The organism is Streptomyces sp. NPDC059373, assembly GCF_042751495.1.
Taxonomy (GTDB): domain Bacteria; phylum Actinomycetota; class Actinomycetes; order Streptomycetales; family Streptomycetaceae; genus Actinacidiphila.
Genome location: NZ_JBHYXC010000018.1, coordinates 86,470 through 110,893 on the forward strand (window position 1 = coordinate 86,470; position 24,424 = coordinate 110,893).

Annotated in this window: 20 protein-coding genes and 1 other RNA gene; 6 read left to right on the forward strand and 15 right to left on the reverse strand. The window is 71.8% G+C overall.

All coding sequences use genetic code 11. The features are described from left to right. Nucleotides 1-12 precede the first annotated feature (12 nt). The 6 genes from ACFXJ5_RS23640 to ACFXJ5_RS23665 all read right to left on the reverse strand — a co-directional run bounded on the left by ACFXJ5_RS23640 (nt 13) and on the right by ACFXJ5_RS23665 (nt 8,725). A complete protein-coding gene (locus ACFXJ5_RS23640; RefSeq protein ID WP_384634352.1) occupies nt 13-1,434 on the reverse strand; it encodes an NAD-dependent malic enzyme in 1,422 nt (473 codons plus the stop codon). A 314-nt stretch (nt 1,435-1,748) separates the two neighbouring features. Beyond that, nucleotides 1,749-4,049, reverse strand: coding sequence for a HelD family protein (locus ACFXJ5_RS23645; RefSeq protein ID WP_384634354.1), 2,301 nt, complete (start codon nt 4,047-4,049; stop codon nt 1,749-1,751). A 100-nt stretch (nt 4,050-4,149) separates the two neighbouring features. Continuing rightward, entirely contained in the window at nt 4,150-4,743 is a 594-nt protein-coding gene (locus ACFXJ5_RS23650; protein WP_384634357.1) for a CGNR zinc finger domain-containing protein, read from the reverse strand. Between the two features lie 168 nt (nt 4,744-4,911). Beyond that, the gene (locus ACFXJ5_RS23655; RefSeq protein WP_384634360.1) at nt 4,912-6,081 is read right to left on the reverse strand and encodes a uroporphyrinogen-III synthase; all 1,170 of its coding nucleotides are present in this window, start codon (nt 6,079-6,081) and stop codon (nt 4,912-4,914) included. A 172-nt stretch (nt 6,082-6,253) separates the two neighbouring features. Further along, nucleotides 6,254-7,636, reverse strand: coding sequence for a nitrate/nitrite transporter (locus ACFXJ5_RS23660; RefSeq protein WP_384634363.1), 1,383 nt, complete (start codon nt 7,634-7,636; stop codon nt 6,254-6,256). Nucleotides 7,637-7,747: 111 nt separating this feature from the next. Further along, the gene (locus tag ACFXJ5_RS23665) at nt 7,748-8,725 is read right to left on the reverse strand and encodes a LysR family transcriptional regulator (protein ID WP_384634365.1); all 978 of its coding nucleotides are present in this window, start codon (nt 8,723-8,725) and stop codon (nt 7,748-7,750) included. Nucleotides 8,726-8,808: 83 nt separating this feature from the next. Between ACFXJ5_RS23665 and ACFXJ5_RS23670 the strand changes: the two genes are divergently transcribed. Continuing rightward, the gene (locus tag ACFXJ5_RS23670; RefSeq protein ID WP_384634368.1) at nt 8,809-10,296 is read left to right on the forward strand and encodes an MFS transporter; all 1,488 of its coding nucleotides are present in this window, start codon (nt 8,809-8,811) and stop codon (nt 10,294-10,296) included. Between the two features lie 93 nt (nt 10,297-10,389). Here ACFXJ5_RS23670 and ACFXJ5_RS23675 read toward each other — a convergent pair whose 3' ends face one another. Further along, nucleotides 10,390-10,779, reverse strand: a complete 390-nt coding sequence (locus tag ACFXJ5_RS23675; protein ID WP_384634371.1) for a helix-turn-helix domain-containing protein — start codon at nt 10,777-10,779, stop codon at nt 10,390-10,392. 196 nt (nt 10,780-10,975) lie between these two features. Between ACFXJ5_RS23675 and ACFXJ5_RS23680 the strand changes: the two genes are divergently transcribed. The 4 genes from ACFXJ5_RS23680 (at nt 10,976) to ACFXJ5_RS23695 (ending at nt 14,291) form a co-directional block, all read left to right on the forward strand. Continuing rightward, on the forward strand, nt 10,976-11,191 hold the full coding sequence (locus ACFXJ5_RS23680) for a hypothetical protein (RefSeq protein WP_384634374.1): 216 nt from the start codon (nt 10,976-10,978) through the stop codon (nt 11,189-11,191). Nucleotides 11,192-11,272: 81 nt separating this feature from the next. Beyond that, nucleotides 11,273-11,494, forward strand: coding sequence for a hypothetical protein (locus tag ACFXJ5_RS23685; protein ID WP_384634377.1), 222 nt, complete (start codon nt 11,273-11,275; stop codon nt 11,492-11,494). Between the two features lie 107 nt (nt 11,495-11,601). After that, complete coding sequence (locus ACFXJ5_RS23690) at nt 11,602-13,584, forward strand: hypothetical protein (protein ID WP_384634380.1); 1,983 nt, start codon at nt 11,602-11,604, stop codon at nt 13,582-13,584. A gap of 38 nt (nt 13,585-13,622) precedes the next feature. Next, on the forward strand, nt 13,623-14,291 hold the full coding sequence (locus ACFXJ5_RS23695; protein WP_384634383.1) for a hypothetical protein: 669 nt from the start codon (nt 13,623-13,625) through the stop codon (nt 14,289-14,291). Nucleotides 14,292-14,373: 82 nt separating this feature from the next. Here the strand turns inward: ACFXJ5_RS23695 and ssrA are convergent. From ssrA to ftsE, 5 genes are all read right to left on the reverse strand, one after another. Beyond that, nucleotides 14,374-14,761, reverse strand: a transfer-messenger RNA (tmRNA) gene (gene ssrA, locus ACFXJ5_RS23700). Between the two features lie 112 nt (nt 14,762-14,873). After that, on the reverse strand, nt 14,874-15,356 hold the full coding sequence (gene smpB, locus ACFXJ5_RS23705; protein ID WP_127360230.1) for an SsrA-binding protein SmpB: 483 nt from the start codon (nt 15,354-15,356) through the stop codon (nt 14,874-14,876). A gap of 18 nt (nt 15,357-15,374) precedes the next feature. Further along, on the reverse strand, nt 15,375-16,520 hold the full coding sequence (locus ACFXJ5_RS23710) for a S41 family peptidase (protein WP_384634490.1): 1,146 nt from the start codon (nt 16,518-16,520) through the stop codon (nt 15,375-15,377). Nucleotides 16,521-16,616: 96 nt separating this feature from the next. After that, the gene (gene ftsX, locus ACFXJ5_RS23715) at nt 16,617-17,534 is read right to left on the reverse strand and encodes a permease-like cell division protein FtsX (protein WP_384634386.1); all 918 of its coding nucleotides are present in this window, start codon (nt 17,532-17,534) and stop codon (nt 16,617-16,619) included. Between the two features lie 45 nt (nt 17,535-17,579). Continuing rightward, the gene (ftsE, locus tag ACFXJ5_RS23720) at nt 17,580-18,269 is read right to left on the reverse strand and encodes a cell division ATP-binding protein FtsE (RefSeq protein WP_127360232.1); all 690 of its coding nucleotides are present in this window, start codon (nt 18,267-18,269) and stop codon (nt 17,580-17,582) included. Nucleotides 18,270-18,526: 257 nt separating this feature from the next. Between ftsE and ACFXJ5_RS23725 the strand changes: the two genes are divergently transcribed. Beyond that, nucleotides 18,527-18,721 (forward strand): hypothetical protein, encoded by a 195-nt coding sequence (locus ACFXJ5_RS23725; RefSeq protein ID WP_127360233.1) that lies wholly within the window; start codon nt 18,527-18,529, stop codon nt 18,719-18,721. 92 nt (nt 18,722-18,813) lie between these two features. Here the strand turns inward: ACFXJ5_RS23725 and ACFXJ5_RS23730 are convergent, their stop codons facing one another. The 3 genes from ACFXJ5_RS23730 to ACFXJ5_RS23740 form a co-directional block, all read right to left on the reverse strand. Next, nucleotides 18,814-19,680 carry a hypothetical protein gene (locus ACFXJ5_RS23730; protein WP_384634390.1) on the reverse strand — a complete coding sequence of 289 codons (867 nt, stop codon included), beginning with the start codon at nt 19,678-19,680 and terminating at the stop codon, nt 18,814-18,816. A gap of 308 nt (nt 19,681-19,988) precedes the next feature. Continuing rightward, a complete protein-coding gene (gene prfB, locus ACFXJ5_RS23735) occupies nt 19,989-21,107 on the reverse strand; it encodes a peptide chain release factor 2 (protein ID WP_384634392.1) in 1,119 nt (372 codons plus the stop codon). 68 nt (nt 21,108-21,175) lie between these two features. Beyond that, entirely contained in the window at nt 21,176-24,184 is a 3,009-nt protein-coding gene (locus tag ACFXJ5_RS23740; RefSeq protein WP_384634395.1) for an FtsK/SpoIIIE domain-containing protein, read from the reverse strand. Nucleotides 24,185-24,424: the final 240 nt, after the last annotated feature.

The following is a 24,424-nucleotide window of genomic DNA, read 5'->3' on the forward strand; positions in this document are numbered from 1 at the left end:
CACTACGGACAGTCACACCGTGACGGAGGCGCCCTGGGCCCTGGCGGCGTCCCGTACGGCTCCGGCGACGGCACCGTGGACCTTGTCGTTGAAGACGCTGGGAATGATGTAGTTCGGATTCAGCTCGTCGTCGCCCACGACGCCCGCCAGAGCCCGCGCGGCGGCCAGCATCATCTCCGTGTTGACCGTACGGCTCTGCGCGTCCAGCAGGCCACGGAAGACGCCCGGGAAGACCAGTACGTTGTTGATCTGGTTCGGGAAGTCCGAGCGGCCCGTGGCGACCACGGCGGCGGTCTCGCGGGCGACGACCGGCTCGACCTCGGGGTCGGGGTTGGCAAGGGCGAAGACGATCGCGCCGTCGGCCATGGCGGCGACGTCGTCGCCGTTCAGGACGTTGGGGGCGGAGACACCGATGAAGACGTCCGCGCCGCGCACGGCCTCCTTGAGGGTGCCCGTGATGCCCTCGGGGTTGGTGTTGTCCGCGATCCAGCGCAGCGGCGACTCCGGGTCGGCGTCGACCAGGTCCTTGCGGTCGGCGGCGACGACACCGTGGATGTCGGCGACCACGGCGTGCTTGACGCCGGCGGCGATCAGCAGCTTCAGGATGGCCGTACCGGCGGCGCCCGCGCCGGACATGACGACCCGTACGTCGCCGATCTTCTTCTCCACGACGCGCAGTGCGTTGGTGAGCGCGGCGAGCACGACGATGGCGGTGCCGTGCTGGTCATCGTGGAAGACCGGGATGTCGAGGGCCTCGCGCAGCCGCGCCTCGATCTCGAAGCAGCGGGGAGCCGAGATGTCCTCGAGGTTGATGCCTGCGAAGCCGGGGGCGATCGCCTTGACGATCGCCACGATCTCGTCGGTGTCCTGGGTGTCCAGGCAGAGCGGCCACGCGTCGATCCCGGCGAAGCGTTTGAAGAGCGCCGCCTTGCCCTCCATGACCGGCAGGGCGGCCTTCGGGCCGATGTTGCCCAGGCCCAGGACGGCCGAGCCGTCGGTCACCACGGCGACGCTGTTGCGCTTGATGGTGAGCCGGCGGGCGTCCTCGGGGTTCTCGGCGATCGCCATGCAGACACGGGCCACGCCCGGCGTGTAGATCATGGAGAGGTCGTCGCGGTTCCGGATCGGATGCTTGGACTGCATCTCGATCTTGCCGCCGATGTGCATCAGGAACGTACGGTCCGAGACCTTGTCGACCTCGACCCCGTCGATGCCGCGAAGCTTCTGCACGATCTCGGCGGCGTGCTCCGTGGAGCTGGCCGCGATCGTCACGTCGATACGGAGCTTCTCGTGGCCCGAGGCGGTCACGTCGAGGCCGTGTACGGCCCCGCCGGAGGATTCCACGGCGTGGGTGAGCTGGCTGACCGCGGATCCGCTCGCGGGCACCTCCAGCCGCACCGTGATCGAGTACGAGACGCTGGGCGCCGTTGCCATGCCGGTCTTCCTCCGCTGTAGCTGGTGTCGCGCCCCTGATGCTCCCACCTACCGGTGGGTACACGTAACCCGGGCTTCTTTGCGTACTTAACGTTCGCACGGACCCGGAAACGACGATGGGGCGCCCTCGTGAAAGGGCGCCCCATCGGACGCAGTGACACCGACCCGCCATGCTCGCCTCGCGGCAAGTGGGCGCTCGAAGCGCCTAAGGTTGGGCCCGGGGGCTTGGATCGAGCCGGTGCCTCACCCAGGCTAACAAACGATCCCCGATTGTCATTCCGGACGCGGCAACCAATCCCTCGCTCGGCCCCGGGTCAGTCCCGGAGCAGGTCCGGGACGCCGTCCTCGCCGGGCTGGTCGCGCGGCCCGGACAGGACGGTGAGGCGCTGCGTCGCCCGGGTGAGGGCGACGTAGAGGACCCGCAGGCCCGCCGGGGACTCGTCGGCGACCTCGGCCGGAGAGACGACGATGGTCGCGTCGTACTCGAGGCCCTTGGCCTCCAGGCTGCCGAGGGCGACGACCCGCTCGCCGAGCCCGGCGAGCCACTGCCGGGCCTGGGCGCGGCGGCCCATGGCGACGACGACGCCCACGGTGCCGTCGACCTCGGCGAGCAGCCGTTCGGCCTCGGCGCGGACCGCCGGGCCCAGGTCGCTGCCCTCGGCGACGGCGAAGTGCGGGATCACGCCGGTCGAGCGGACCGCCCGCGGCGACTCCATGCCGGGCATGGCGAGGGCCAGGACCTTCGCCGCGAGGTCGGCGATCTCGGCGGGGTTGCGGTAGTTGACGGTGAGGGTGAAGCGGCGGCGGGAGCGGGCACCCAGGGCCTCGTCGCGGGCGGCGGCGGCTTCGTCGGGGTCGGTCCAGGAGGACTGCGCGGGGTCCCCGACGATGGTCCAGGTGGCGGTACGGCCACGGCGGCCGACCATGCGCCACTGCAGGGGCGTGAGGTCCTGCGCCTCGTCCACGATGACGTGCGCGTACTCCGTGCGCTCCGCGTCCAGCCGCTCCTGGCGGGAGCGGCGGCCGCCGGCCATCCGGTCGGCGAAGGTCGTGACCTCCTCCAGGCCGGTGAGCTGGTCGAGTGGATCCGCCTCCCGCGTCTTGACCTTGGGCGGCGGGCCGAGCAGGGCCTCCAGCTCGTCCAGCAGCGCGACGTCGTGCACGGACAGCGGCCCGGTGCCGGCCACCGCGTCGAGGCGGCGCAGCGAGCGCGCGACCCGCCGTACCTCGGGCGGGGTGAGGACCCGCCGGGCCCATCGTCCGAGCCGCTTCTCGTCGGCGAGCGCCGCGAGCACGCCGCGCGGGGTGAGCACGGGCCACCAGGCCTCCAGGAAGTCCGTGAAGACCTCCTCCGTCGCCAGGTCCTCGTCGAAGCCCTGCCGCTCCTCGGCGGCCAGTTCGGGGTCGTCGGGCAGTTGCCGTCCGGCCTTGCGCCAGAGCGCGTCGAGCAGCAGCCGGCGAGCGCGCGGCCGCAGCAGGTTCACCGGCGCGGTGCCGCCGAGCACGGCGTGCCGGATGGCCGACAGTTCCTGCTCGTCCAGCTCGAGGCGGCGCCCGTACGCCACGACACGCAGCCGGTCGGGGCAGCGGGGGCTGTCCAGGACGCCGCGTGCGGCCTTGTGCAGCACCTTGAGCATCCGCAGGGAGCCCTTGATGCGGGCGACGGCCGGATCGTCGTACGTGTCGGCCTCGGCGCCGTCCACGAGGGAGCCGACGGCGCGGATGGCGACCTGGCCCTCCTCGCCGAGGGACGGCAGCACGCCCTCCGTATAGGCGACGAGCAGTGGCGTGGGGCTGACGACGAGGATGCCGCCGGCGTAGCGGCGGCGGTCCTGGTAGAGCAGATACGCGGCGCGGTGCAGGGCCACGGCGGTCTTGCCGGTGCCGGGGCCGCCGGTGACCTCGGTGACGGAGGCTGCGGGGGCTCGGATCACCAGATCCTGTTCCGCTTGGATACTGGATACGATATCCCGCATGGTGTGGCTACGGGCCTGCCCCAGGGCCGCCATCAGCGCCCCGTCCCCCACCACCGGCAGGTCGGTCACCAGCTCCGGGCGCAGCAGGTCGTCCTCGACGCCCAGCACCTTGCGGCCCCGCGAGCGGATGACGCGGCGCCGCACGACCCGCCCCGGAGCGACCGGCGTCGACCGGTAGAACGGTGCGGCGGCCGGCGCGCGCCAGTCGATGACCAGCGGCGAGTAGTCGGCGTCCAGGACGCCGATCCGCCCGATGTGCAGGGTCTCCGCGATCTCGGCCCGCTCCCCGTCCACGACGGCGTCCTCGGCGGGCTCGACGGAGATGTACGCCCCGTCCGGGCCCTTCTTGCCGTCCTTGCCGCGCAGGAGGTCGATCCGGCCGAAGAGGAAGTCCTCGAACTCGGCGTTGAGCCGGTTCAGATGCATCCCCGCCTGGAACACCTGGGCGTCGCGCTCGGCGAGCGCGCCGGGCGTGCCGACCTGGCCCCGTTTGGAGGCGTCGTTCACGAGGAACTCCGCCTCGTGGATCTTCTCCTCCAGCCGGTCGTAGACCCGGTCCAGATGCGTCTGCTCGACCGCGATCTCCTGGTCCCGGACGCCAACCCCGACCCCACCCGGTGCTGCGGTCTGCGCTGCCAACGCGAGACCCCCTTCTTCACTGTGCCTCGTACGCTCCGCGCACGGCGCGGGGCAGCCTGCAACCGTACGCGAATCCCGGCGGTTCCGCCCAGCCCGGCGTTCAGGCCTGCACCATGCCGGGCCCCGCGACGGCGCGGCGGCGGTGCCGGGCGACGCGTTCGCGGTTGCCGCAGACCTCGCTGCTGCACCAGCGGCGGCGGCGCCCACGGGAGGTGTCGAGGTAGACCAGGGAGCAGCTTTCGCCCTCGCAACGGCGCAGCTGGGCGCGGGCGTTGGGGTCGGTGAGGAGGTCGACGGCGTCGCGGGCCACGGCTGCCAGCAGGCTCTCGGAGGGCGGTTCGGCGGCGAGGGCGCGGACGAGGAGGCCGTCGGCGGTGCGGGTGACGCGGGGCGCGGGCGGGGGTGCGAGGGCGGCGGCGTTGAGGCGCTCGAGGTCGGCGTGGTCGGCCGGGCGGGACTCCAGCTCGGCGTCCACCAGCCTGTGCAGGAGGGCGCGCAGATCGCGGAATCCGGTGAGCCAGGCGGCGTCCGCCGGGAGGTGCGTGCCGGGCGGTACGAGTCCGGTGCCGTGCAGCCACTCCGTGAGCCGGGCGGGGCTGGTGAGCCGGTCGGCGGGGCCGTCCGGCGGGCGCCCGGACGCCGTCGCCACGAGGTCCAGGCTGATCCGCCCGGTGTCGTATCGGAGGTCGGCCATGCCGCTGTCACCTCTCCGCCGCGGGGACCTAGCGGTCCGCCCCACCAGGTTGCCCTGCCGCCCGGCTCCGCCTCAACACTCCGGTTCAACACTCCGGCTCAGGTCCGCGCTGGATCCCCCACCCCGCCCCTTTGTGGCACCCCCAGGAGGGCGTTCGGCTGAATTACGCTACGCGGAGGGCGCGTACTTCGCGTCGGCGGAGGGGTCGAGGGCGAGGCGGTAGCCGCGTTTGACGACGGTGTGGATGAGCTTGGGGGCGCCGAGGGCGGTGCGGAGGCGGGTCATGGCGGTTTCGACGGCGTGTTCGTCGCGGCCGGCGCCGGGGAGGACGCGGAGGAGGTCGGCGCGGGGGACGACCCAGCCGGGGCGGCGGGCGAGGGCGCGGAGGAGGGCCATGCCGGCGGGCGGGACGGTGCGGAGCTCGCCGTCGACGAGGACGGCGTGGCCGCGGATCTCGACGCGGTGCCCGGCGATGGGCAACGGGCGTACGCGGCCGGGCAGTTCGCAGGACAGCAGCTGAACGAGGGGCCCGAGGCGGAAGCGTTCGGGCTGGAAGGTCGGCACGTCGTGGGCCTCCAGCGGAAGCGCGGTGACCGGCCCGACGCAGGCGGGCAGGACGTGGTGCCGGAAGGCGTCGAGGACCTCGCCGAGCATGCCGCGCCGCTGGGCGCGGTCGAGCAGCGAGGCGGCGGCGGGGGCGCTGGTGAAGCTCACGGCATCGAGCCCCCGGCCGACGATCGCATCGAGCATACGATCGACAGGCGCGATGTCCTCCGGCGGCATCCAGCGGTAGACCGGGACGCCGACGACATCCGCACCCGCCTGACGCAGGGCCTCGATGAAGCCCGGCAGCGGCTCGCCGTGCAGCTGCACCGCGACTCGCCGGCCCTCCACGCCCTCGTCGAGCAGGCGCTCCAGGACCTCCGCCATCGATTCGGAGGCCGGTGACCAGGCCTCCCTGAGCCCGGCCGCGCGGATCGCACCGCGCACCTTGGGCCCGCGGGCGAGCAGTTCGACACCGCCCAGCACCTCGAGGAGCCCCTCACCCAGGCCCCACCCGTCGGCGGCCTCGACCCAGCCCCGGAATCCGATCGCGGTGGTGGCGATCACCACATCCGGCCGATGGTCGAGCAGCTGCTTGGTCGCGGCCAGCAACTCCGCGTCGTCCGAGAGCGGCACGATCCGCAGGGCCGGTGCCCGCAGTACGGCCGCGCCCCTCCGCTCCAGCAGCACGGCCAGCTCGTCGGCCCGCCGCGCAGCCGTCACGCCGACGGTGAATCCGGCCAGCGGCAGCACGGCGTGCTGCCCGTCCGGGTTCTGCGCTTGCCTCGCCTGCATGGCTCTGCCCCACTCCACTGGAGGTACACGTGCAAGGGCAGTGGGGAGCCGTCCCTGGCTCCCCTCCGCCTGACACCGGGCGCCGCGCCGCCCCGGTTCCGCCGCATGCTGCCAACACGGCGTGACGGACGCGGTTCGCCCGGATTTCACCAGCGTTACGCCACTACGGCGCCTACACCTCCGCGTAGCTCAGCTGCGGCTTCGGCTCTGCCTGAGCCGCCGCTGCGGGCGCCGCCACCTTGCCCCGCAGGTATACGGCCCAGGTCAGCGCGAAGCACAGCGCGTAGAAGACCAGGAAGGACACGAACGCCGGGGTCCCGGTGCCCTGCGTCAGGAAGGACTGCCGGAAGGCGAAGTTGATCCCGACGCCGCCGAGCGCTCCGACCGCGCCGATCAGGCCCATCGACGCGCCGGACAGCCGCCGCCCGTACGAGGCGGCCTCCTCGCCCGTCAGGCCCTTCGCGAGGGCCTTGGCGGCGTAGATGGCCGGGATCATCTTGTACGTGGAGCCGTTGCCGAGCCCGGTGAGTACGAACAGCGCGATGAACGCGGTCGTGAACAGGGGCAGCGACTTCTGGGTCGAGGCGATGACGATGACGCCGGTCGCGACCGCCATGGCCAGGAAGTTCCACAGCGTGATCCGGCCGCCGCCGAAGCGGTCGGCGAGCCGGCCGCCCACCGGGCGGATCAGGGAGCCGAGGAGCGGGCCGATGAAGGTGATCGACGCGGCCTGGAGCGGGGTGCGGGCGAACTGGTTCTGCAGAACCAACCCGAAGGCGAAGCTGTAGCCGATGAACGACCCGAAGGTGCCGATGTAGAGGAAGGACATGATCCAGGTGTGCACGTCCTTCACGGCCTCCTTGGCGGCGCCGGTGTCGTTCTTCACGGGCGCGAGGTTGTCCATGAACAGCGCGGCGAGGGTGGCCGCCACCACGATCAGCGGGATGTAGACGGTGAGCAGGATCCGGGGGTGGGTGGCCCCGGCCGTCCCGATGATCAGCAGACCGACCAGCTGGATGACCGGCACGCCGATGTTGCCGCCGCCCGCGTTCAGGCCGAGCGCCCAGCCCTTCTTCTTGAGCGGGAAGAAGGCGTTGATGTTCGTCATGGACGACGCGAAGTTGCCCCCGCCGACCCCGGTCAGCGCCGCGACCAGCATGAAGGTCCCGTACGAGGTGCCCGGCTTCATCACCAGGGCGGCCGCGACCGTCGGCAGCAGCAGCATCAGCGCGCTGAAGACCGTCCAGTTGCGCCCGCCGAAGCGCGCCACCGCGAAGGTGTACGGGACCCGTACGAGCGAGCCGACCGCGGTCGCGGTGGCCACGAGGAAGAACTTGCCGGCCGGGTCGATGCCGTACTCCGGGCCCATGAACAGGACGAGGACGGACCAGAGGGTCCAGATCGAGAAGCCGATGTGCTCGGACAGGATCGAGAACACCAGATTCCGGGTCGCGGTCTTCTTCCCGCCGCCCTCCCAGAACTCCTGGTCCTCCGGGTCCCACTGCTCGATCCAGCGGCCCCCCTTGCGTGCGGTGGTGGTGCTAGCGGCACTCATGACGCCTCGCCTCCATGGCCCTACTGACAGATTTCGGGGTGATGTCCACCGACAGTAGGAACACTGCGTTTCCGGCCGATGCCCTGAGGTGACCGGTACGCAACCTTGCTCTCACCCTCCGGGTCGGACCGCTGTGAGCCTCGCGTCCGCCTCGGGAAGCCAACTGCCCGGCGGGCGGGCCAGCCACTGGTCGGCGGCGCACCGCCTGGCGATGACCCGGTGCAGGGCGGTGAGGCCCGCATGCCGCAGGCCCCGGCGCCAGACGATGGAGACGGGCGAGAGCGGGACGGGGTCGGTGAGGGGCCGCAGGACGAAGCCGGCGGTTTCGATGAACTCGGTGCTGGCCAGAACGGGCCAGCGGTGCTTGCGGACGAGGCGGATGAATTCGTCGGGGCCCTCGATCTCCGGGAAGGGCTCGGCGACGGCGATGCCGCGGCCGGCGAAGAGCCGTTCGGCCAGGTCGGTCCACTCGGCGGTGGCGGGGTTGCCGGCGGCGGCGTAGAGGGCTTCGCCGGCCAGCGCGTCCACCGGGACCTGCGGCAGGGCGGCGAGGCGGTGGTCGTCGGGAAGCAGGACGGCCATCCGCTCGTACCGTACGGGGCGGTGGTCGAGGGCGCCGAGGACGGCGGGGGCGAGGCCGGCGACGCGGCCGAAGGAGACGTCGAGGCGGCGGGCGAGGATGTCGGCGGCGGCGCCGGTGAGGCCGCTGTGGAAGCGCGCCGTCATCTCGATGTCGGGCGCCGCCTCGCGGGCCTCGGCCAGCACCCGGTGGGCCGTGCCGACCGGGGCGCCGATGTCGACGAGCAGCGGCCTCGCGGCGGCCGCGAAGGCGGAGGTCAGCTCGTCCTGGGCGGCCAGTACGCGGCGGGCGTACGGCACCAGCCGCTCGCCGTCGGCGGTGAGTTCGACCCTGCGGGTGCTGCGGAACAGCAGCTCGGCGCCCAACTCCCGCTCCAGGCGCCGGACATCGCGGCTGAGCGCCTGCTGGGCGACGTAGAGCCGGGCGGCGGCCCGGGTGAAGTGCAGCTCCTCGGCGACGGCGAGGAAGGCGCGGAGCAGGCGGGGTTCGATGTCGTACGGCGGCGGCATCCGGCCATTCAACAACACAGGTGCGTTAATCGCCTCGGATGAGGTGTTGGACCGGCGGAGGCCCGCGCCACGACCGTAGAGCCATGATCCAGTACCGACGCCTCTTCGACGCCCCCGGCAGCGCGGCCTTCACGGCGGGCAGCGTGCTCGCACGGCTGCCGATGGCCATGGCCGGAGTGAGCCTGATCGTGATGATCGCCACGGCCCGGGGGTCGTACGCGCTCGCGGGCGCGGTGTCCGCAACCGGACTGGCGGCGGGCGCGGTCGGGGCCCCGCTGATCGCCCGGCTCGTCGACCGGTACGGGCAGGCGCGGGTCGCCGTGCCCGCCACCGTCGTCTCGGTGACGGCCGGGCTGCTGCTGGTGCTGCTGGTCCATGAGGACGCGCCGACGTGGACCCTCTTCGCCGCCTACGCGGGAACCTCCGCGACCCCCAACACCGGCGGCATGGCCCGGGCCCGCTGGGCGCACCTCCACCGCGACAGCCCCGAAAGCCTCCACGTGGCGAACTCCTTCGAGCAGGTCGCCGACGAGGTCTGCTACATGGTCGGCCCGGTGCTCGCCGCCTTCCTCGGCACCGCGCTCTTCCCGGAGGCCGGCACCCTCGTCACGGAAGTGCTGCTGCTCGCCGGGGTGCTGCTCTTCGCGGCGCAGCGCAGGACCGAGCCGCCGGTCCAGCCCCGGCAGCCGGGGGGATCGCTCCGTATGCCGGGGCTTGCGGGGGTGGTCGGCACGTTCCTGTGCACGGGGATGATCTTCGGCGCGATGGAGGTCACCACGGTCGCCTTCACCGCCGCCCACGGCCGCGCCTCGGCGGCGGGGGTCGCCCTGGCCCTGCAGGCCGCCGGGTCCTGCGTGGCGGGCCTGGTCTACGGGCTGGCCCGGCCGGGCGGGACGGCGGCCGGCCGCTTCGTCACCGGGGTGGGGGCGATGGCCGTACTGATGGGACTGCCGCTGCTCGCCGGGGCGTCCGGAAGCGTGGTGGCCCTGTCGGCGGCGCTCTTCCTGGCGGGCAGTGCGACGGCCCCCACCATGGTCAACGGTATGGCCCTGGTCCAGGAGCGGGTACCGGCCGCGCGGCTCAACGAGGGCATGACGCTCGCCGTCACCGGCATCCTGGCCGGCATCGCCGCCGGGGCGGCCCTCGGCGGCACGGTCGCCCAACGCCTCGGCCCCGGCTCGGGTTGGGGGTACTGCATACCGTTCGTGGCCGGCGCGTTGGCGCTGGCCACGGCGCTGGCAACCGCGCCGCGCAGGTCAGTCCGCGTAGACCGTGAGCACGGCGCCGTCCACCTCGATCCGCCGGGGGGCCGGTCCCTCGCCCCGGCACAGGGCGGCCAGACATCGCCGGAAGAGCTGCATCTCCTCGCCGTCCAGCACGGCGGCGGCAAGGTCGAGAAGGCCGGCGATGCTGGCGTCGGTGAGCACTTCGGGCAGTTCCCCGGAGAGCAGGACGACGGATTCACCGGTACGGCCGCGGACGACGGCCGTGGTGGGTCCACCATGCACGAACAGCACAATTCCCCCTCGCACCGGAGGGGTCGTGCGGCTCACGCGCCTCGGGCGGATTGAGACGTTAGTCGCGGATCTTCGCCTGTTGCGGAGTTTCCGGGTTCTTTTCCCGTAATCACCCACCCCGGGAACCGGACTCCGCGACAGCGCGTCTCAGTCCGTTTTGGGCGTGCGGTCCAGCAGGGATTCGACGAGCGCGGCGACATGGCGCCGGTCGTCGGCGGACAGCCGTTGGACACTGGCGATGAGCACGTCCACCTCGGGGTCCGCGGTGGCCCCGGCGGCGGCGCCGGGCGACTCGCCCGAGTAGACATGGATTCCACACGCCTCGGCGGCAGCCCCCCGTACGGCGTCCAGGGGCAGTTCGAGGCCGCGGGCCAGGCCTTCGAGGGTGGTCGGCTGCGGCATGCGCACCAGACGTTCGGTGGTGGCCAGGTGGTGGACCGTGGAGCGCGGGATGCCGCCGCGGCGCGCGACCTCCCCGTATGACCAGCCCTGCCGGTCCAGCCGCTCTCTCATGATCTGTTGCAGTGCGTTGGCCACTGGTGGTCGCTTCCCGCTCGCGGCCGGGCCGAACCCGTCCGAGTGAGACCGATTCTACGGAACCCCCTTGCGCCGGGTGCCGGGCGGCTACTACTGTCCAATCTCGTTGGACAGTACGTCCGACCAAGTTGGACAGAGTTCGGGGGGAACCTGCCTCTGTCTGACCGGAAACGCCCATCCCTGAGGGGGAATTGTCATGCTCGACCCGCGTGAGCTCGACGCCGAGTCCGCCGAACTGCTCCCCGGCCGCGAGGCCCTCGGCCGGCTGAAGTTCAGCTTCACCAAGACCGTCAACGTCACCAAGCACATCGCCAACGTGCAGGCCCACAACGAGTCCGCCGCCCTGAACGACCACTCGTCCGCCTCCGTCGCGCAGTCCCTGGCCAACCAGGGCATCAGCGTCACCCAGTAGTCCGCGGTCCACATCGCGGCACCGCACCACCGCACCACCGCACCACCACACCCCGTCCGACCTCACACGAAAGGCACCACCATGAGCATGGACCCCCGCGAGCTCGACGCCGAGGCCGCCGCCGAACTGCTGCCCGGCCGCGAGGCCCTCGGCCGCCTGAAGTTCAGCTTCACCAAGACCGTCAACGTCACCAAGCACATCGCCAACGTGCAGGCCCACAACGAGTCCGCCGCCCTGAACGACCACTCCTCCTTCTCCACCGCGGAGTCCGAGGCCAGCCAGGCGATCAGCATCACCCAGTAACAACCGGCGGGCCGCACCAGGGGAGGGTGCAGCCCGCAACCGGCCGGCAACCGGCCCACAGCCGGGGGCTATCGGGGCTACCGGGGGCAATCGGGGGGAGAGAGCAGATGACGGTGCTCGGAAACGACGAGCGCGAACGCAGTCCGCATGCCCGCCACCGCCTCGGCGGCGGTGGGGGTCGTCCGGACCACACACTCGCGTACGACACCGGCACTCTGCCGGTACCCGGTCCGGGCGGCTTCCCGGTGGCCTGCCAAGACCTCACCGAGAAGCCGGCCCAGCGGCCCGGCGCCGAGTCCGGGGCTGTCGTCCCCCGGCTCAGCGCCGGGCTGAGGCTGCACGGCGAGTACCAGGGTTCGGGCTTCAACGAGCCCAAGTACATTGCCCGCCGGGGGGACGGGCAGGTCGTGCAGCTCTCCAGACTGCTTCACCTCGTCGCGGACGCCATCGACGGAGTCCGCGACATCGAGACCATCTCGTACCGGGTCAGCGCCCGCTTCGGCCGCGAGGTCAGCCCCGACAACATCACCTACCTGGTCGAGAACAAGCTCCAACCGCTCGGCGTCACCGTGCCGTTCGGGCAGGAGGACGACCAGGTCGACGGCCCGCGCTCGGATCTGCTGCTCGCGCTCAAGGGCCACCGGGTGCTCTTCGACGAGCGCCGGGTGGCCCGTATCGCCCGTTCGCTGGCCTGGCTGCACCGGCCGGCGGTGGTGGCCGCGGTGCTGCTGTCGGCGGTCGCGCTCGACGTCTGGCTGTTCGGCTTCTTCGGCGCGATGGACCCGGTGCTCCAGGCGCTGGACCAGCCGGTGCTGCTGCTGGTGGTCTTCGGGCTGACCGTCGCCTCGCTGGTCTTCCACGAGTTCGGCCACGCCTCGGCCTGCAGATACGGCGGCGCGAGCCCCGGCTGCATCGGCTGCGGGCTGTTCCTGATCTGGCCGTCCATGTACACCGACGTCACCGACGTGTACCGGATCGGCCGGGCCGGCCGGCTGCGCACCGACCTCGGCGGGGTCTACTTCAACGTCGTCTTCATGCTCGGAATGGCCGGCGGCTACTTCCTCACCGGCCAGGAGTTCTTCCTCAGCGCCGTCTACCTCGCCCACTTCGAGGTGCTGGAGCAGCTGATGCCCGCCGTCCGGCTGGACGGCTACTACATCCTCGGCGACCTCGCCGGGGTGCCCGACCTGTACGGCAAGATCAAGCCGATCCTGCTCAGCATGGTGCCCGGCCGCCCGATACCGCCCGAGGTCGCCGACCTCAAGCGCTCCGCCCGCGCCATCGTCACCACCTGGGTCGTGACCATGGTGCCGCTGCTGCTCGCCGAGCTGGGCTACGCCCTCTGGAACCTCCCCCGCATCATCAGCACCGGCGCCCGCTCCCTCACCGAGCAGCTCACCGGTACATACGCCGCCTTCGCCGACGGCCAGATCGCCAGCGGCCTGGCCGGCACCGTCGGCAGCACCATGCTGGTCTTCCCGCTGGCCGGCATGGTCTACCTGTCCATCCGGCTCGGCGGCCGCCTGATCCGTACGACCGTACGGGCCACCCAGGGCAAGCCGAGGCTGCGGGCCGCCGTGGGCGCCCTGGCCCTGGCCGGGCTGGCCGGGCTCAGCTACGCCTGGGTCAGCGGGGTCACCCCCAAGCCGCTGCCTCCGAAGCCGCCGATCGCGCCGATCCTGCAACCCGGGGTGTCCGCCGCCCCGGACCCGGCCAGGAACGCGGACGCGCCGTCGCCCTCCGGTACCGGCTCCGCCTCGCCCTCCGCCGTCCCGGGCGCCGTCCCCGGCGTCAGCGGCACGCCCGCTCCCGGGCTCAGTCCCTCGGACGGCGCGTCGGCCTCGGCCACCGCCTCCGCCTCGGCGGCCGGCAGCCCCGCCGCCGGCCGCACCCCGCGCCGTACGACCTCCGCCGCGGCCTCGGACCCCTCGACCCCGGACGTCGCCGGGCCGTCCGAGTCCGGCAGCGCGGCGCCGTCCGACACCGCCGCACCCTCCGCCTCCGGCTCGGCGTCTCCCCCGCCGGCGTCGGACAGCCCGGCGCCCTCCGGGAGCGCCGGCAATGCCGGGCCCGCCCCGGCCACCACCTGACACCAGCACGTCTCGCATCCGATTGCACGGGAGCTCCCATGAGCCATCGCAAACCACGACCGAGCCGGAATCCGCTGACCAGCAAGGCCTTCCGGCTCAGCCTCCTCGCCGCCGGCATCGCCACCGCCGCCGCGGCCGCCCCGGCCCAGGCCGCCGCACCCAGCTCGCACCTGCCCCGCGTCGCCGTGGCCAACGACGGCGCCCACACCCACGCCAACCAGGCGGACCACACCCAGGTCCAGGACACCCTCACCGTCCACCAGTTCGGCACGGTGATCGCCGCCGGCGTACGCAACCAGGCGAACGCGATCTCCTCCGGCTGCTCCGTCGATGACCACTGCCGCTCGGTGGCACTGTCCTTCCAGGTCGTCACGATGGCGGGCACCCACACCCACCTCAACGCGGTCAACCTCAGCGACGCCGTCAACAAGCACTGCGACGGCTGCCAGACCCTGGCCGGCGCGTACCAGTTCGTCGTCAGCACCCCCCGGCCCTTCACCCTGGACAGCACGGCGCAGCGCGGGCTCGCCGACGTCCACCGCCGGCTGGACGCCCTGACCCGCTCCAAGGACTCCGCCGCCGACCTCCAGAAGCAGGTCGACCAGCTCGCCGCCGAGGTCAAGGCCATCCTCAAGACGGCCGTCGACAGCGCCGACTTCGCTCCCGACGTCGCCGTGCACCGCCACTTCGACGGCGGCTGGCGCTGACCACCCGAAACCGCCGAAAACCCGGCCTGAAAAACGACGAGGGCCCCGCCGGAATCGGCAGGGCCCTCGTCGTACATGGGATGAGTGGAGATGGCGGGAATCGAACCCGCGTCCTGTGGTGCAGAAACAGGGCTTCTCCGAGCGCAGTCCGCTGTGCTTTTCTCGGCCCCGGCAGTCACGCGGACAAGCCGCCGACGGGCCCAGCCACTGTTTGGTTTCCCACTGTGCCCCGTGGCCGGGCTCAGTGGTTTAGTTCCCTAGTTGACGCCAGGAACCGGGTCGGGAACACTCCCGGGCTGACGCTCCTTAGAGCTTTGCCTTAGCTACTGATTAGGCAGCGAGGGCGAAAGCGGGAGTATCGCTGTTTGAATTGGCGATTATTTTTTGCGACATATGGTTTACGAGATCATTGCCGCTTCCTCGGCTCGCTTCCCCTGCCTCGACATCCCCAGTCGAAACCGATCATCCCCATGTTGATTTTTCAAGGTGCGACCGCCCTCCCGGGCGGCTGCTGTTCCCATCATACGTGGGAAGCGTACTCCGGTGCCAACGCATTCCCCCGCGTCACCGTCACCGTCGGCGTCAGCGGGCGCGCTCGCGCCGCTTCACCGCGGAGATCGCGCGGTCGGTCTCCCGGCGGTCCTGCTTCTCGCGCAGGGTCTGCCGCTTGTCGTACTCCTTCTTACCCCGGGCGAGGGCGATCTCGACCTTCGCCCGCCCTTCCTTGAAGTAGAGGGCCAGCGGCACGATGGTGAGGCCGCTCTCCTGGGTCTTCTGGACCAGCTTCTCGATCTCCGCACGGTGCAGCAGCATCTTGCGCTTGCGCCGCGCCGAGTGATTGGTCCAGGTCCCCTGGGTGTACTCGGGGATGTGGACGTTGTGCAGCCACGCCTCACCGCCGTCGAGCTGCCCGAAGCCGTCCACCAGGGAGGCGCGACCCTGGCGCAGCGACTTGACCTCGGTGCCGGTCAGCACCAGACCGGCCTCGAAGGTGTCGAGGATGTTGTAGTCATGCCGCGCCTTCTTGTTCTGCGCGATCAGTTTGCGACCCGTCTCTTTAGCCATAGCGGGCCCATTCTCGCACTACGGAGGGGTGCCGAGGCCACTCAATACCTCACGGGCTTCCGCCTCCGCGTCCCTGCCCGCCGCGACCTCGACATCGGGCACGACGCCCACCCCGTCGACGCTGCGCCCGGCAGGGAGCTTGTAGTGGCCGACGGTGAGCTCGGCGACCGAGCCGTCGGCCAGCCGGCTGGGCATCTGGACGGACCCCTTGCCGAAGGTGGGGCTGCCGATGACCACCGCGCGCCCCCGGTCCTGCAGGGCGCCGCTGAGCAGCTCGGCGGCGCTCATGGTGCCGCCGTCGACCAGCACGACGAGGGGGGTCTCGGTGTCGCCGCCGTCGTCGGCGTACAGGGCGCACTGCTTGCCGTGGACGTCGTACGTGGCCACCAGGCCGCCGTCCAGGAAGGCGGAGGCCACGGAGACCGCCTCGGCGACCAGGCCGCCGGAATTGCCGCGCAGGTCGAGTAGGACGCCGTCGGTGGCGCCCTTGACGGCCTTCCGGACATGGGTGCCGACGCCCTTGGTGAAGGCGTCGATCTTGACGTACGTGATGCCGTGCGCGAGGTGCTGCACGATGACGGTCTCGGCCGGCAGCAGGGCGCGATGCAGGGTCGCCTCCCACGCCTGGTCACCGCGCCGCAGGCCGAGCCGTACGGGGGTGCCCGCCGCATTGCTGCCGCGCAGCCTCGACACGACCTCCGTCACCGGGCGGCCGGTCACGTCGACGCCGTCGATCGCCGCGAGCCGGTCGCCGGCCCTGATCCCGCCCTTCGCGGCGGGGCTGTTCTTCTGGACGCGGGCGACGTCTATCCGGCCGTTCTCCTCGCGCCGCACCCAGAGGCCGACGCCGACGTACCGGCCGTCGAGGGACTGCTGGAAGCCCTCGTACTCCTGGGCCGTGTAGAAGGCCGACCAGCGGTCACCGCTGCGGCTGACCAGGGCTTCGGCGGCCTTCGAGCCGACCTTGCCGTCGTCGATGGCGGCGGCGATCTCGTCGGTGTCGGCGACCGAACCCGCCGCGAAGGGAGTGCTCCGGGCCGGCTTCCGCTGACCGCCCTGCGCCGCGTCGCACCACGAGCCGGTCGCGGCCCCGGTCGCGAGCAACGCCCCGAACACCAACGTCAGGGCTGCCCCGCGGCGGATGCGGCGGGGCCTCCCTGACATCGAGAGTCTGAGCACGACGGGCAGTCTAGGCCAGAAGCGGGTGCTATACGGCAAGTTGGAAAGTTGACCGTAAAGCACCCTTGACCGCGGCGACCATCAGACCTTGAGGTACTTGCGCAGCGCGATGAACGCGGCGAAGGCCGGGATCAGCACGCCCGCCAGGAAGACCAGTGGCAGCACCTGGATGACGTCGCTCCAGCCCAGGAAGTCGATCAGGGTGATCTTCTGGGAGAGCGCGAGGCCGTGGTCGATCAGGAAGTAGCGGCCGATCAGCAGCATCACGCTGGCCAGACCGGCGCCGACGATGCCCGCGAAGGCCGCCTCCATGATGAACGGCATCTGGATGTAGAAGCTCGACGCGCCGACCAGCCGCATGATCCCGGTCTCACGGCGGCGGCTGAAGGCCGAGATGCGCACCGTGTTGACGATCAGCAGCAGCGCGATGGCGAGCATAAACACCACGACCGCCCAGGCGACATACGTCATGCCGTTGAGGAGGTTGAAGAGGTTGTTCAGCAGCTTGCGCTGGTCCTGGACCTCCTGGACGCCGGCCCGGCCGTTGAAGGCGCTCGCGACGACCTCGAACTTCGTCGGGTCCTTCAGTTTGACCCGGTAGGACTCCTGCATCTGGTCCGGGGTGAGCGAGTCGACCAGCGGGGAGTCCTTGAACTGCTCCTTGTAGTGCTTGTACGCCTCTTCCGCCGACTCGTAGTAGACGTGCTGGACGACGGGGAGCTTGTTCAGGTCCGCCAGGATCTGCTTCTTCTGCACGTCCGTTACGGCACCCTTGGTGCAGTTGGGGTCGCTCTTCGCGTCGTTCTTGTTGCAGAGGAAGATCGAGACCTGGACCTTGTCGTACCAGTAGCCCTTCATCGAGCTCACCTGCTTGTTGGCGAGCACCGCACTGCCGGCCAGGGCGAGCGAGAGGGCCACGGAGATGATCACCGCGAAGGTCATGGTGAGGTTGCGCCGGAGACCGACGCGGATCTCCGAGAGCACGAACTGGACGCGCATGATGTCCTTTCGGAAGGCTGACGAGTCGTACGGCTACAGCTGCCGCTAGTGCTGGTAGCCGTAGACGCCGCGCGACTGGTCGCGCACCAGCCGCCCCTTATCGAGTTCGATGACGCGCTTGCGCATCTGGTCGACGATGTTCTCGTCGTGGGTGGCCATCACCACGGTGGTTCCGGTCCGGTTGATCCGGTCCAGGAGCCGCATGATGCCGACCGAGGTCTGCGGGTCCAGGTTTCCGGTCGGCTCGTCCGCGATCAGCAGCATCGGGCGGTTGACGAACGCGCGGGCGATCGCCACGCGCTGCTGCTCACCACCGGAGAGCTCGCCCGGCATCCGGTCCTCCTTGCCGCCGAGGCCGACGAGGTCGAGGACTTCGGGGACCGTCTTGCGGATGGTGCCGCGCGGCTTGCCGATGACTTCGAGGGCGAAGGCCACGTTCTCGGCGACGGTCTTGCTGGGGAGCAGCCGGAAGTCCTGGAAGACCGTGCCCAGTTGGCGGCGCATCTGCGGCACCTTCCAGTTGGACAGCCGGGCCAGGTCCTTGCCGAGCACGTGCACCGCGCCGGTGTCCGTCCGCTCCTCGCGCAGGATCAGGCGCAGGAAGGTTGACTTCCCGGACCCCGAGGAGCCCACCAGGAAGACGAACTCGCCCTTCTCGATCTCCAGCGACACGTCCCGAAGTGCAGGACGGTTCTGCTTGGGGTAGGTCTTGGTGACATTGTCGAATCGGATCACGTTCGCACTCCGGATACAGGGGAACGGAGGCGACCTTACGCGAATGGCGTTGACAAGCGCAGTCCGCGTCCGGGGTTGGTGGGTTTATTCACCGCGCGCATGGGGACGAAACAGGCATTGGCCTCATATGTCACTGTGCGGAATCGTGGGGAATCCTGTGGGCCGCGCCGAACGGCCCGGAACCTGGCACAGTGGATGGTAAGTCCCGAGGAACCCCCAGGGCTCCTGGCGCGTTGGACGGACAAAGGAGGAGCCGCATGACCTGCGATCATCTGGTGTGCGCCAACTGCGCCGGCCCCGTCAGCGAAGGCCGCTGCGCGGTCTGCCGCGCCGAGCGCGCCCGCCTCCACCAGGACAATCCCTTCGCGTCCCTGACCCCCGCGACCCTGATAGCACTGCTCGTCGCGCTACTGGCGGTCGTCTGGGCCGTCCACGAGGCCGCGGCGGTCTGAGCCCGCCGACCACAGCCGTACAGACGTAAGGGACCCGGAGCGCCTGAGCGCTCCGGGTCCCTTTTACGCGTCTACGCGCCGTACGCGTTCGGTCAGGCGGCGATGTTGCCGCGGCCGCCGATCAGGCGCGGCATCAGGCGGAAGCCGATGCCACCGGCGATCATCGTCGCGGCGCCGACCAGCAGGAAGATGGTCTCGCCCGCACCGGTCTCGGCGAGCTGCTCCTTGGAGGAGCCCTGGGTGACGACCTGGGACGAGCTGGCATTGTCGGTGCCGGTGTTGTCCGCGCAGCTCACGCTGTCACCGTCGAGGGTGCAGGTGCTGGGGTCGCCGCCGGTGGTGGAACCGGAGGAGGACGAACCGGAGGACGAGGAGCCACCGGTGCTCGAGGAACCGCCGGTGCTCGAGGAACCGGAGCTGGACGAGCCGGAGCTCGAAGAACCACTGCTCGAAGAGCCGGAGGAGCTGGTGTCACCGGTCGTGGAGGTGTCACCGGTCGTGCTGGTGTCACCCGTGGTGGAGGTGTCACCGGTCGTCGAGGTGTCGCCCGTCGTGGACGTGTCGCCCGTGGTGGAGGTGTCACCGGTCGAGCTGGTGTCACCGCCGATGCTGATACCACCCGTGACGGTGGCGTCACCGGTCGTGCTGGTGTCACCCGTGGTGGAGGTGTCACCGGTCGTCGAGGTGTCGCCCGTCGTGGACGTGTCACCCGTCGTGCTGGTGTCACCGGTCGTGCTGGTGTCACCCGTGGTTCCATCGGTCGTGCCCGAGGTCACGCCGGCGGTCGTACCGTCGGTGTCGCCGCCGAGGTCGACCGCGGCGGAGATGCCGTCGCTGCCGATCCCGACATTGATGCCGACGGCCTGCGCGGCGCCGGCGGCCGTCAGTGAGGCGCCTCCCGCGATCACGACGGCGGCGGCTATGCGAGCCATCCGCAGTCGCGTGTTCTTCTTGCTCATCTGGCAACTACCCCCAGTAGCTGATTAGTCAACGGAGCAGCGTGCACAGGGGAGCTTCCATACGAGGCGCGCGAGTATCCGGACCATGTGACGGTCCGCCTCGCCCCCGTTCGCTCACGCCCCCGTTCATACGCGTGCCGCGGCTCACCCTTCCCACTTTTCACAGTTGAGTCAAGGTCATTGCATACGTAATGCCTGAATTGGCGTGCTATGCCGCCCACTTACTTATGGGGCTGTGACCTAAAGCGGCAACTGCCACCCATCGGGCGGCAGTTGCCGGAGTGTGATATGCGCCGGAAGGATCCGGTTCAGCCGCGTGCGGCCTGTTCCTGCTGCTTGCGCCAGCGAATGCCCGCTTCGAGGAAGCCGTCGATGTCGCCGTCCAGGACGCCCTGCGGGTTGCCGACCTCGTAGTCGGTGCGCAGGTCCTTGACCATCTGGTACGGGTGCAGGACGTAGGAACGCATCTGGTTGCCCCAGGAGTTGCCGCCGTCGCCCTTGAGGGAGTCCATGAGCGCCTGCTCTTCCTGGCGGCGGCGCTCGAGGAGCTTGGCCTGGAGGACGTTCATGGCGCTGGCCTTGTTCTGGATCTGCGAGCGCTCGTTCTGGCAGGAGACGACGATCCCGGTCGGGATGTGGGTCAGACGGACCGCCGAGTCGGTGGTGTTGACGCCCTGGCCGCCGGGGCCGGAGGCGCGGTAGACGTCGACGCGCAGCTCGGACTCGTCGATCTCGATGTGGTCGGTCTTCTCGACGACCGGCAGCACCTCGACGCCCGCGAAAGAGGTCTGGCGGCGACCCTGGTTGTCGAAGGGCGAGATCCGGACCAGCCGGTGCGTGCCCTGCTCGACGGAGAGGGTGCCGTAGGCGTACGGCGCCTTGACGACGAAGGTCGTCGACTTGATGCCGGCCTCTTCGGCGAACGAGGTCTCGTAGATCTCGGTGCTGTAGTTGTGCCGCTCGGCCCAGCGCAGATACATGCGCTGCAGCTGCTCGGCGAAGTCGGCGGCGTCGACCCCGCCCGCCTCGGCGCGGATGTTGACCAGCGCCTCGCGCACGTCGTACTCGCCGGACAGGAGGGTACGGACCTCCATCTCGTCCAGCGCCTTGCGGACCGAGGTCAGCTCGGCCTCCGCCTCGGCCTGCGCCTCCGGGTCGTCCTCGTCCTCGGCGAGCTCGAACATCACCTCGAGGTCATCCAGGCGGGAGCGCAGTGCCTCGACCTTGCGGAGCTCCGCCTGCAGGTGCGAGAGCTTGCTTGTGATCTTCTGCGCCGCCTCCGGGTCGTCCCACAGCGACGGCGCCGCGGCCTGCTCCTCGAGCACGGCGATGTCGGCCCTCATCTTGTCGAGGTCCAGGACGGCCTCGATCGACCCCATGGTCGATGAGAGGGACTTCAGCTCTTCGGATACATCCACGACTGCCACGCCCCCAGCCTACCGGCTGCCCGCCGGGCCCGAGCCTGTCGTGCCGCCCGCCGGGCCCGGGGCCGGGGTCACAGCAGCGGCGGCGCCGGCTCCGCGCCAGCGGATTCCGCCGCGCGCTGCAGAGCGCTGGCCAGCAGCGCCAGGTCGGTCGGCCCGTTGCCCAGCTCGCGTACGGGGCGGCGGGTGGGCGGGTCGCCCATGCGCTCCCACTCCAGGGGGACGACCGTCGGCCGCAGGGTCGCCGTACGCGGGATGCGGGCGCTGACCCGGCCCGTCTGGAAGGTGGTGACGGCGCCACCGGGGCGCAGCAGGTAGCCGCGGCCGGGGACGGAGTCGTCGAGGCCGGCGGGGTCGTCGAGGTGGACGAGGAGGGACGCTGATTCCGCCTCCTCCGCGCGCAGGGAGATACGCAGCCGGGCCGCGTCGTCCGCGTCCGTACCGGTCGTGCGCTCGGGGCGGCCGGTGGCGGCGACGAGGTGGACGCCGAGGCGTTCGCCGTCCCGGGCGACTGCCTCCAGCGCGCGGACGACGGAGCCGGCGGCGGGCCGTCCCGTGCTGCCGAGGGCGGGGGCGACGAGGGCGTCGAAGTCATCGACGAGGACCACGAGGCGGGGCAGCGGGGTGGCGGTGCGGGTCTGGACCTTCAGCGCGCCCTGGGAGGAGGGCTTGCGTCCGTCGCTCGCCCGGGCGGCGGTGCTCTGGCGGGGGACGACGGCACGGCGCTGGGCGTGCCACTGGCCGAAGTCGGCACCGCCGAGGAGGACGTCGCGGCGCTTGAGCTCCGCGCCGAGCGCCTGCGCGAACTCCCGCATGCGCAGCGGGTCGGAGGCGGACAGATAGGTGGTGACATGCGGCAGGTCGGTGCAGACCCGCAGGCCTTCACCTCGCTCGGTGCCGGCGCCGTCGACCAGGACCAGGGCGAGCCGGTCCGGCCGTTCGCCGGCGGCCAGGGCGGCGGCGAGGGAACGGAGCAGCTCGGTCTTGCCGGAGCCGGGCGCGCCTCCGGCCATGAGGTGCGGGCCCTCGGAGACCAGGTCGATGACGACGCGGCCCTCGGATCCCGCGCCCAGGACCGCCGTCGCGGCGCCGCCGGCAAGCCCCGCCTCGGCCCAGCGGGCGGCGACCTTGGCCGGAGTGGCCAGAGCGAGGTCCAGCTCGTCCAGCAGCCGGGCGGCGGCGGGCAGCGCGGTGCGCGTCGGCCGGGGCACGGCGGCGTCCCCCTCGCGCAGCGGTGCCAGGGCGCGGGCGAAGCGCTCGGCCCAGGCCGTGGAGACCGCGTCGAGGGTGAGCCGTTCCGGGCCGTGCGGCTCGATGCGCAGGGTGGTGGCGACGTCGCCGTCGAGCACGGCCAGCACCCCGCACTCGACGGCCAGCCGGTCGGAGCTCTCGGCGAGGCAGAGCACATGGACGCCCACGGACGGCCCCGCGGCCGCGATCCGCCCCACCGCCTCGCGCAGATACGCCGAGCCGGGGTCGCCGTCCACCACGAGCAGCGTGTACGGACCCTCGCGGCGGTCCGCCGCCGCGCTCACGGCCGCCGGGTCGGCCGCGGCCCAGCCGGGGCCCAGCGGTCCCTCCTCGCAGCGCCGGACCAGCTCGGCGGTCCGCGCCTCGGCCTGCTCCCGGTCGAGGGCGGTGAGCAGGCGGCAGTCCTGGCCGTGGGCGGGGCGCACGTGCGGCAGCCAGTTGAGCCAGGACCACTCGTCGGCCCGCTGTTCGGCGGAGCGGCCGCGGTCGGCGCTGACGAGGACGACCTCCAGCACGGTGGGCGAGTGCAGTGCGCAGAGCTGGGCCAGGACGGCGCGGGCCAGCCCGGACAGGCGGGGGCGCGGGCCGGCCAGGCCCATGACGTACGTATGCGGGTCGCGCAGGTCGATGGTGAACGGTACGGACGGCAGCATGCCGAAGCCGTCCTCGGCGGGCAGGTCGGTCGTGCCGAGCCGGACGGTGAGGGCGTCAGGGTGGCCCGGGGACCGCTCCCACAGGCGGGGGCCCGGTCCCAGCGCGGTCAGCAGTACGGAGGCCGGGTCCGGCCAGCGCTCGCGCAGCGTCGCGGCCTCCGCGGCCAGCCTCGCGGCGTCGCCGGCCTGCGCCGGGCCGCCGTCGGTGGCGGTCCGGCCCGCCGCGAGCTTGCGGGCCCAGGCGCTTATCGCTTCCGCGACCTGGCGGGCGGGGCGTGTTTGCGGTTGCGGGAAGCGGACGACGCGGGTCAGGTCTGCGGCGTCGGTGCCGTCGCCTCCGGCGGGGATTTCTCCCACCCCCCCGCCCGTTGCCCCCAGCGGTGAGGGCACCGCCTCTCGCGGTGCTTGCGCGCCGTCGGCGTCCGCGCGTTCGCCGGCGGCCCGCACCGGTCGGGGCACGGCCGCCGCGCCCGGGATGCGGTCGGGCCATTGGGTGGGGGGGAGGGAGACGCGGAGGTGGCCCTCGCCGTCGGGGATGGCGGGGATGGAGGCGGGGGGCGGGGGGACGGGGGAGCCGGGAGGGGAGGGTTCGAGGCGGAGGTCGGATTCGCCGATACGGAGGAGGGCGCCCGGTGGGAGGGGCGCGGGGCGGTCGCCGACGGGGCGGTCGCCGACCTTGGTGCCGTTGGTGGAGCCGAGGTCGGTGACGGTGACCTGCCCCTCGCTGTCGACGCTGACCGCGCAGTGCAGCCGGGAGACGTCGGGGTCGTCCAGCGCGACGTCGGCGTCGGCCGAGCGGCCGATCCGGGCCTGGCCGCCCTGGAGCAGGTGGACGCCGCCCGCGTCGGGGCCGCCGACGACGTGGAGGCGGGCGGCCGAGGGCTCGCCGGGGCGCGGGCCACTGTGCTGGTCGGCGGGGGCGTGCAGGGCGAGCACGGCGCCGTCGACCAGGGGCGGGACGCCGAGCACGGCGGTGGCGGGGTCGAGCCGGTCGGCGCCGGCGTAGAGCGCGGGCGTGGAACCGGAGGCGCGCGCGGGCTGGCCGGAGCCCGAGCCGGACGCGAGCGCGCCTGCCACCGCCCCGAGCCGGGTGCCCGCGGGCGCGGTGACGAGCACGTCGTAGGAGCGTGCTGCGCGGCCGCTGCGCGGCCCGAGAACGGTCAGCCGGATCTGCATCGCCGTCCGCGGTCCCTTCTGCTCGGGACGCCCGGGGCCCGGCCGGAAGGCGGCCGCTGGGCCCCTCCCCGCCGCGCACGGGCGCGTCGACACGTACGAGGGTGGGGTGGGGCGGCCGTGTGCCCGCCGCCCCTCCCACCCGTCCGGTGGTGCTGTGCTCGCCGGCTTCCGCCGGGTTCCCGGTGAAGGCCTGCGGTCACAGCACTAGGCATCCTCCCACCAGTCACTGACAACCCGCCG

Coding starts and splice junctions, on each gene's coding strand:
- ACFXJ5_RS23640 (WP_384634352.1), bottom strand. CDS start 1,434: ATGGCAACGGCGCCCAGCGTCTCGTACTCGATCACGGTGCGGCTGGAG.
- ACFXJ5_RS23650 (WP_384634357.1), bottom strand. CDS start 4,743: ATGGCCGACCTCCGATACGACACCGGGCGGATCAGCCTGGACCTCGTG.
- ACFXJ5_RS23655 (WP_384634360.1), bottom strand. CDS start 6,081: ATGCAGGCGAGGCAAGCGCAGAACCCGGACGGGCAGCACGCCGTGCTG.
- ACFXJ5_RS23660 (WP_384634363.1), bottom strand. CDS start 7,636: ATGAGTGCCGCTAGCACCACCACCGCACGCAAGGGGGGCCGCTGGATC.
- ACFXJ5_RS23665 (WP_384634365.1), bottom strand. CDS start 8,725: ATGCCGCCGCCGTACGACATCGAACCCCGCCTGCTCCGCGCCTTCCTC.
- ACFXJ5_RS23670 (WP_384634368.1), top strand. CDS start 8,809: ATGATCCAGTACCGACGCCTCTTCGACGCCCCCGGCAGCGCGGCCTTC.
- ACFXJ5_RS23680 (WP_384634374.1), top strand. CDS start 10,976: ATGCTCGACCCGCGTGAGCTCGACGCCGAGTCCGCCGAACTGCTCCCC.
- ACFXJ5_RS23685 (WP_384634377.1), top strand. CDS start 11,273: ATGAGCATGGACCCCCGCGAGCTCGACGCCGAGGCCGCCGCCGAACTG.
- ACFXJ5_RS23690 (WP_384634380.1), top strand. CDS start 11,602: ATGACGGTGCTCGGAAACGACGAGCGCGAACGCAGTCCGCATGCCCGC.
- ACFXJ5_RS23695 (WP_384634383.1), top strand. CDS start 13,623: ATGAGCCATCGCAAACCACGACCGAGCCGGAATCCGCTGACCAGCAAG.
- smpB (WP_127360230.1), bottom strand. CDS start 15,356: ATGGCTAAAGAGACGGGTCGCAAACTGATCGCGCAGAACAAGAAGGCG.
- ACFXJ5_RS23710 (WP_384634490.1), bottom strand. CDS start 16,520: ATGTCAGGGAGGCCCCGCCGCATCCGCCGCGGGGCAGCCCTGACGTTG.
- ftsX (WP_384634386.1), bottom strand. CDS start 17,534: ATGCGCGTCCAGTTCGTGCTCTCGGAGATCCGCGTCGGTCTCCGGCGC.
- ACFXJ5_RS23725 (WP_127360233.1), top strand. CDS start 18,527: ATGACCTGCGATCATCTGGTGTGCGCCAACTGCGCCGGCCCCGTCAGC.
- ACFXJ5_RS23730 (WP_384634390.1), bottom strand. CDS start 19,680: ATGAGCAAGAAGAACACGCGACTGCGGATGGCTCGCATAGCCGCCGCC.
- ACFXJ5_RS23740 (WP_384634395.1), bottom strand. CDS start 24,184: ATGCAGATCCGGCTGACCGTTCTCGGGCCGCGCAGCGGCCGCGCAGCA.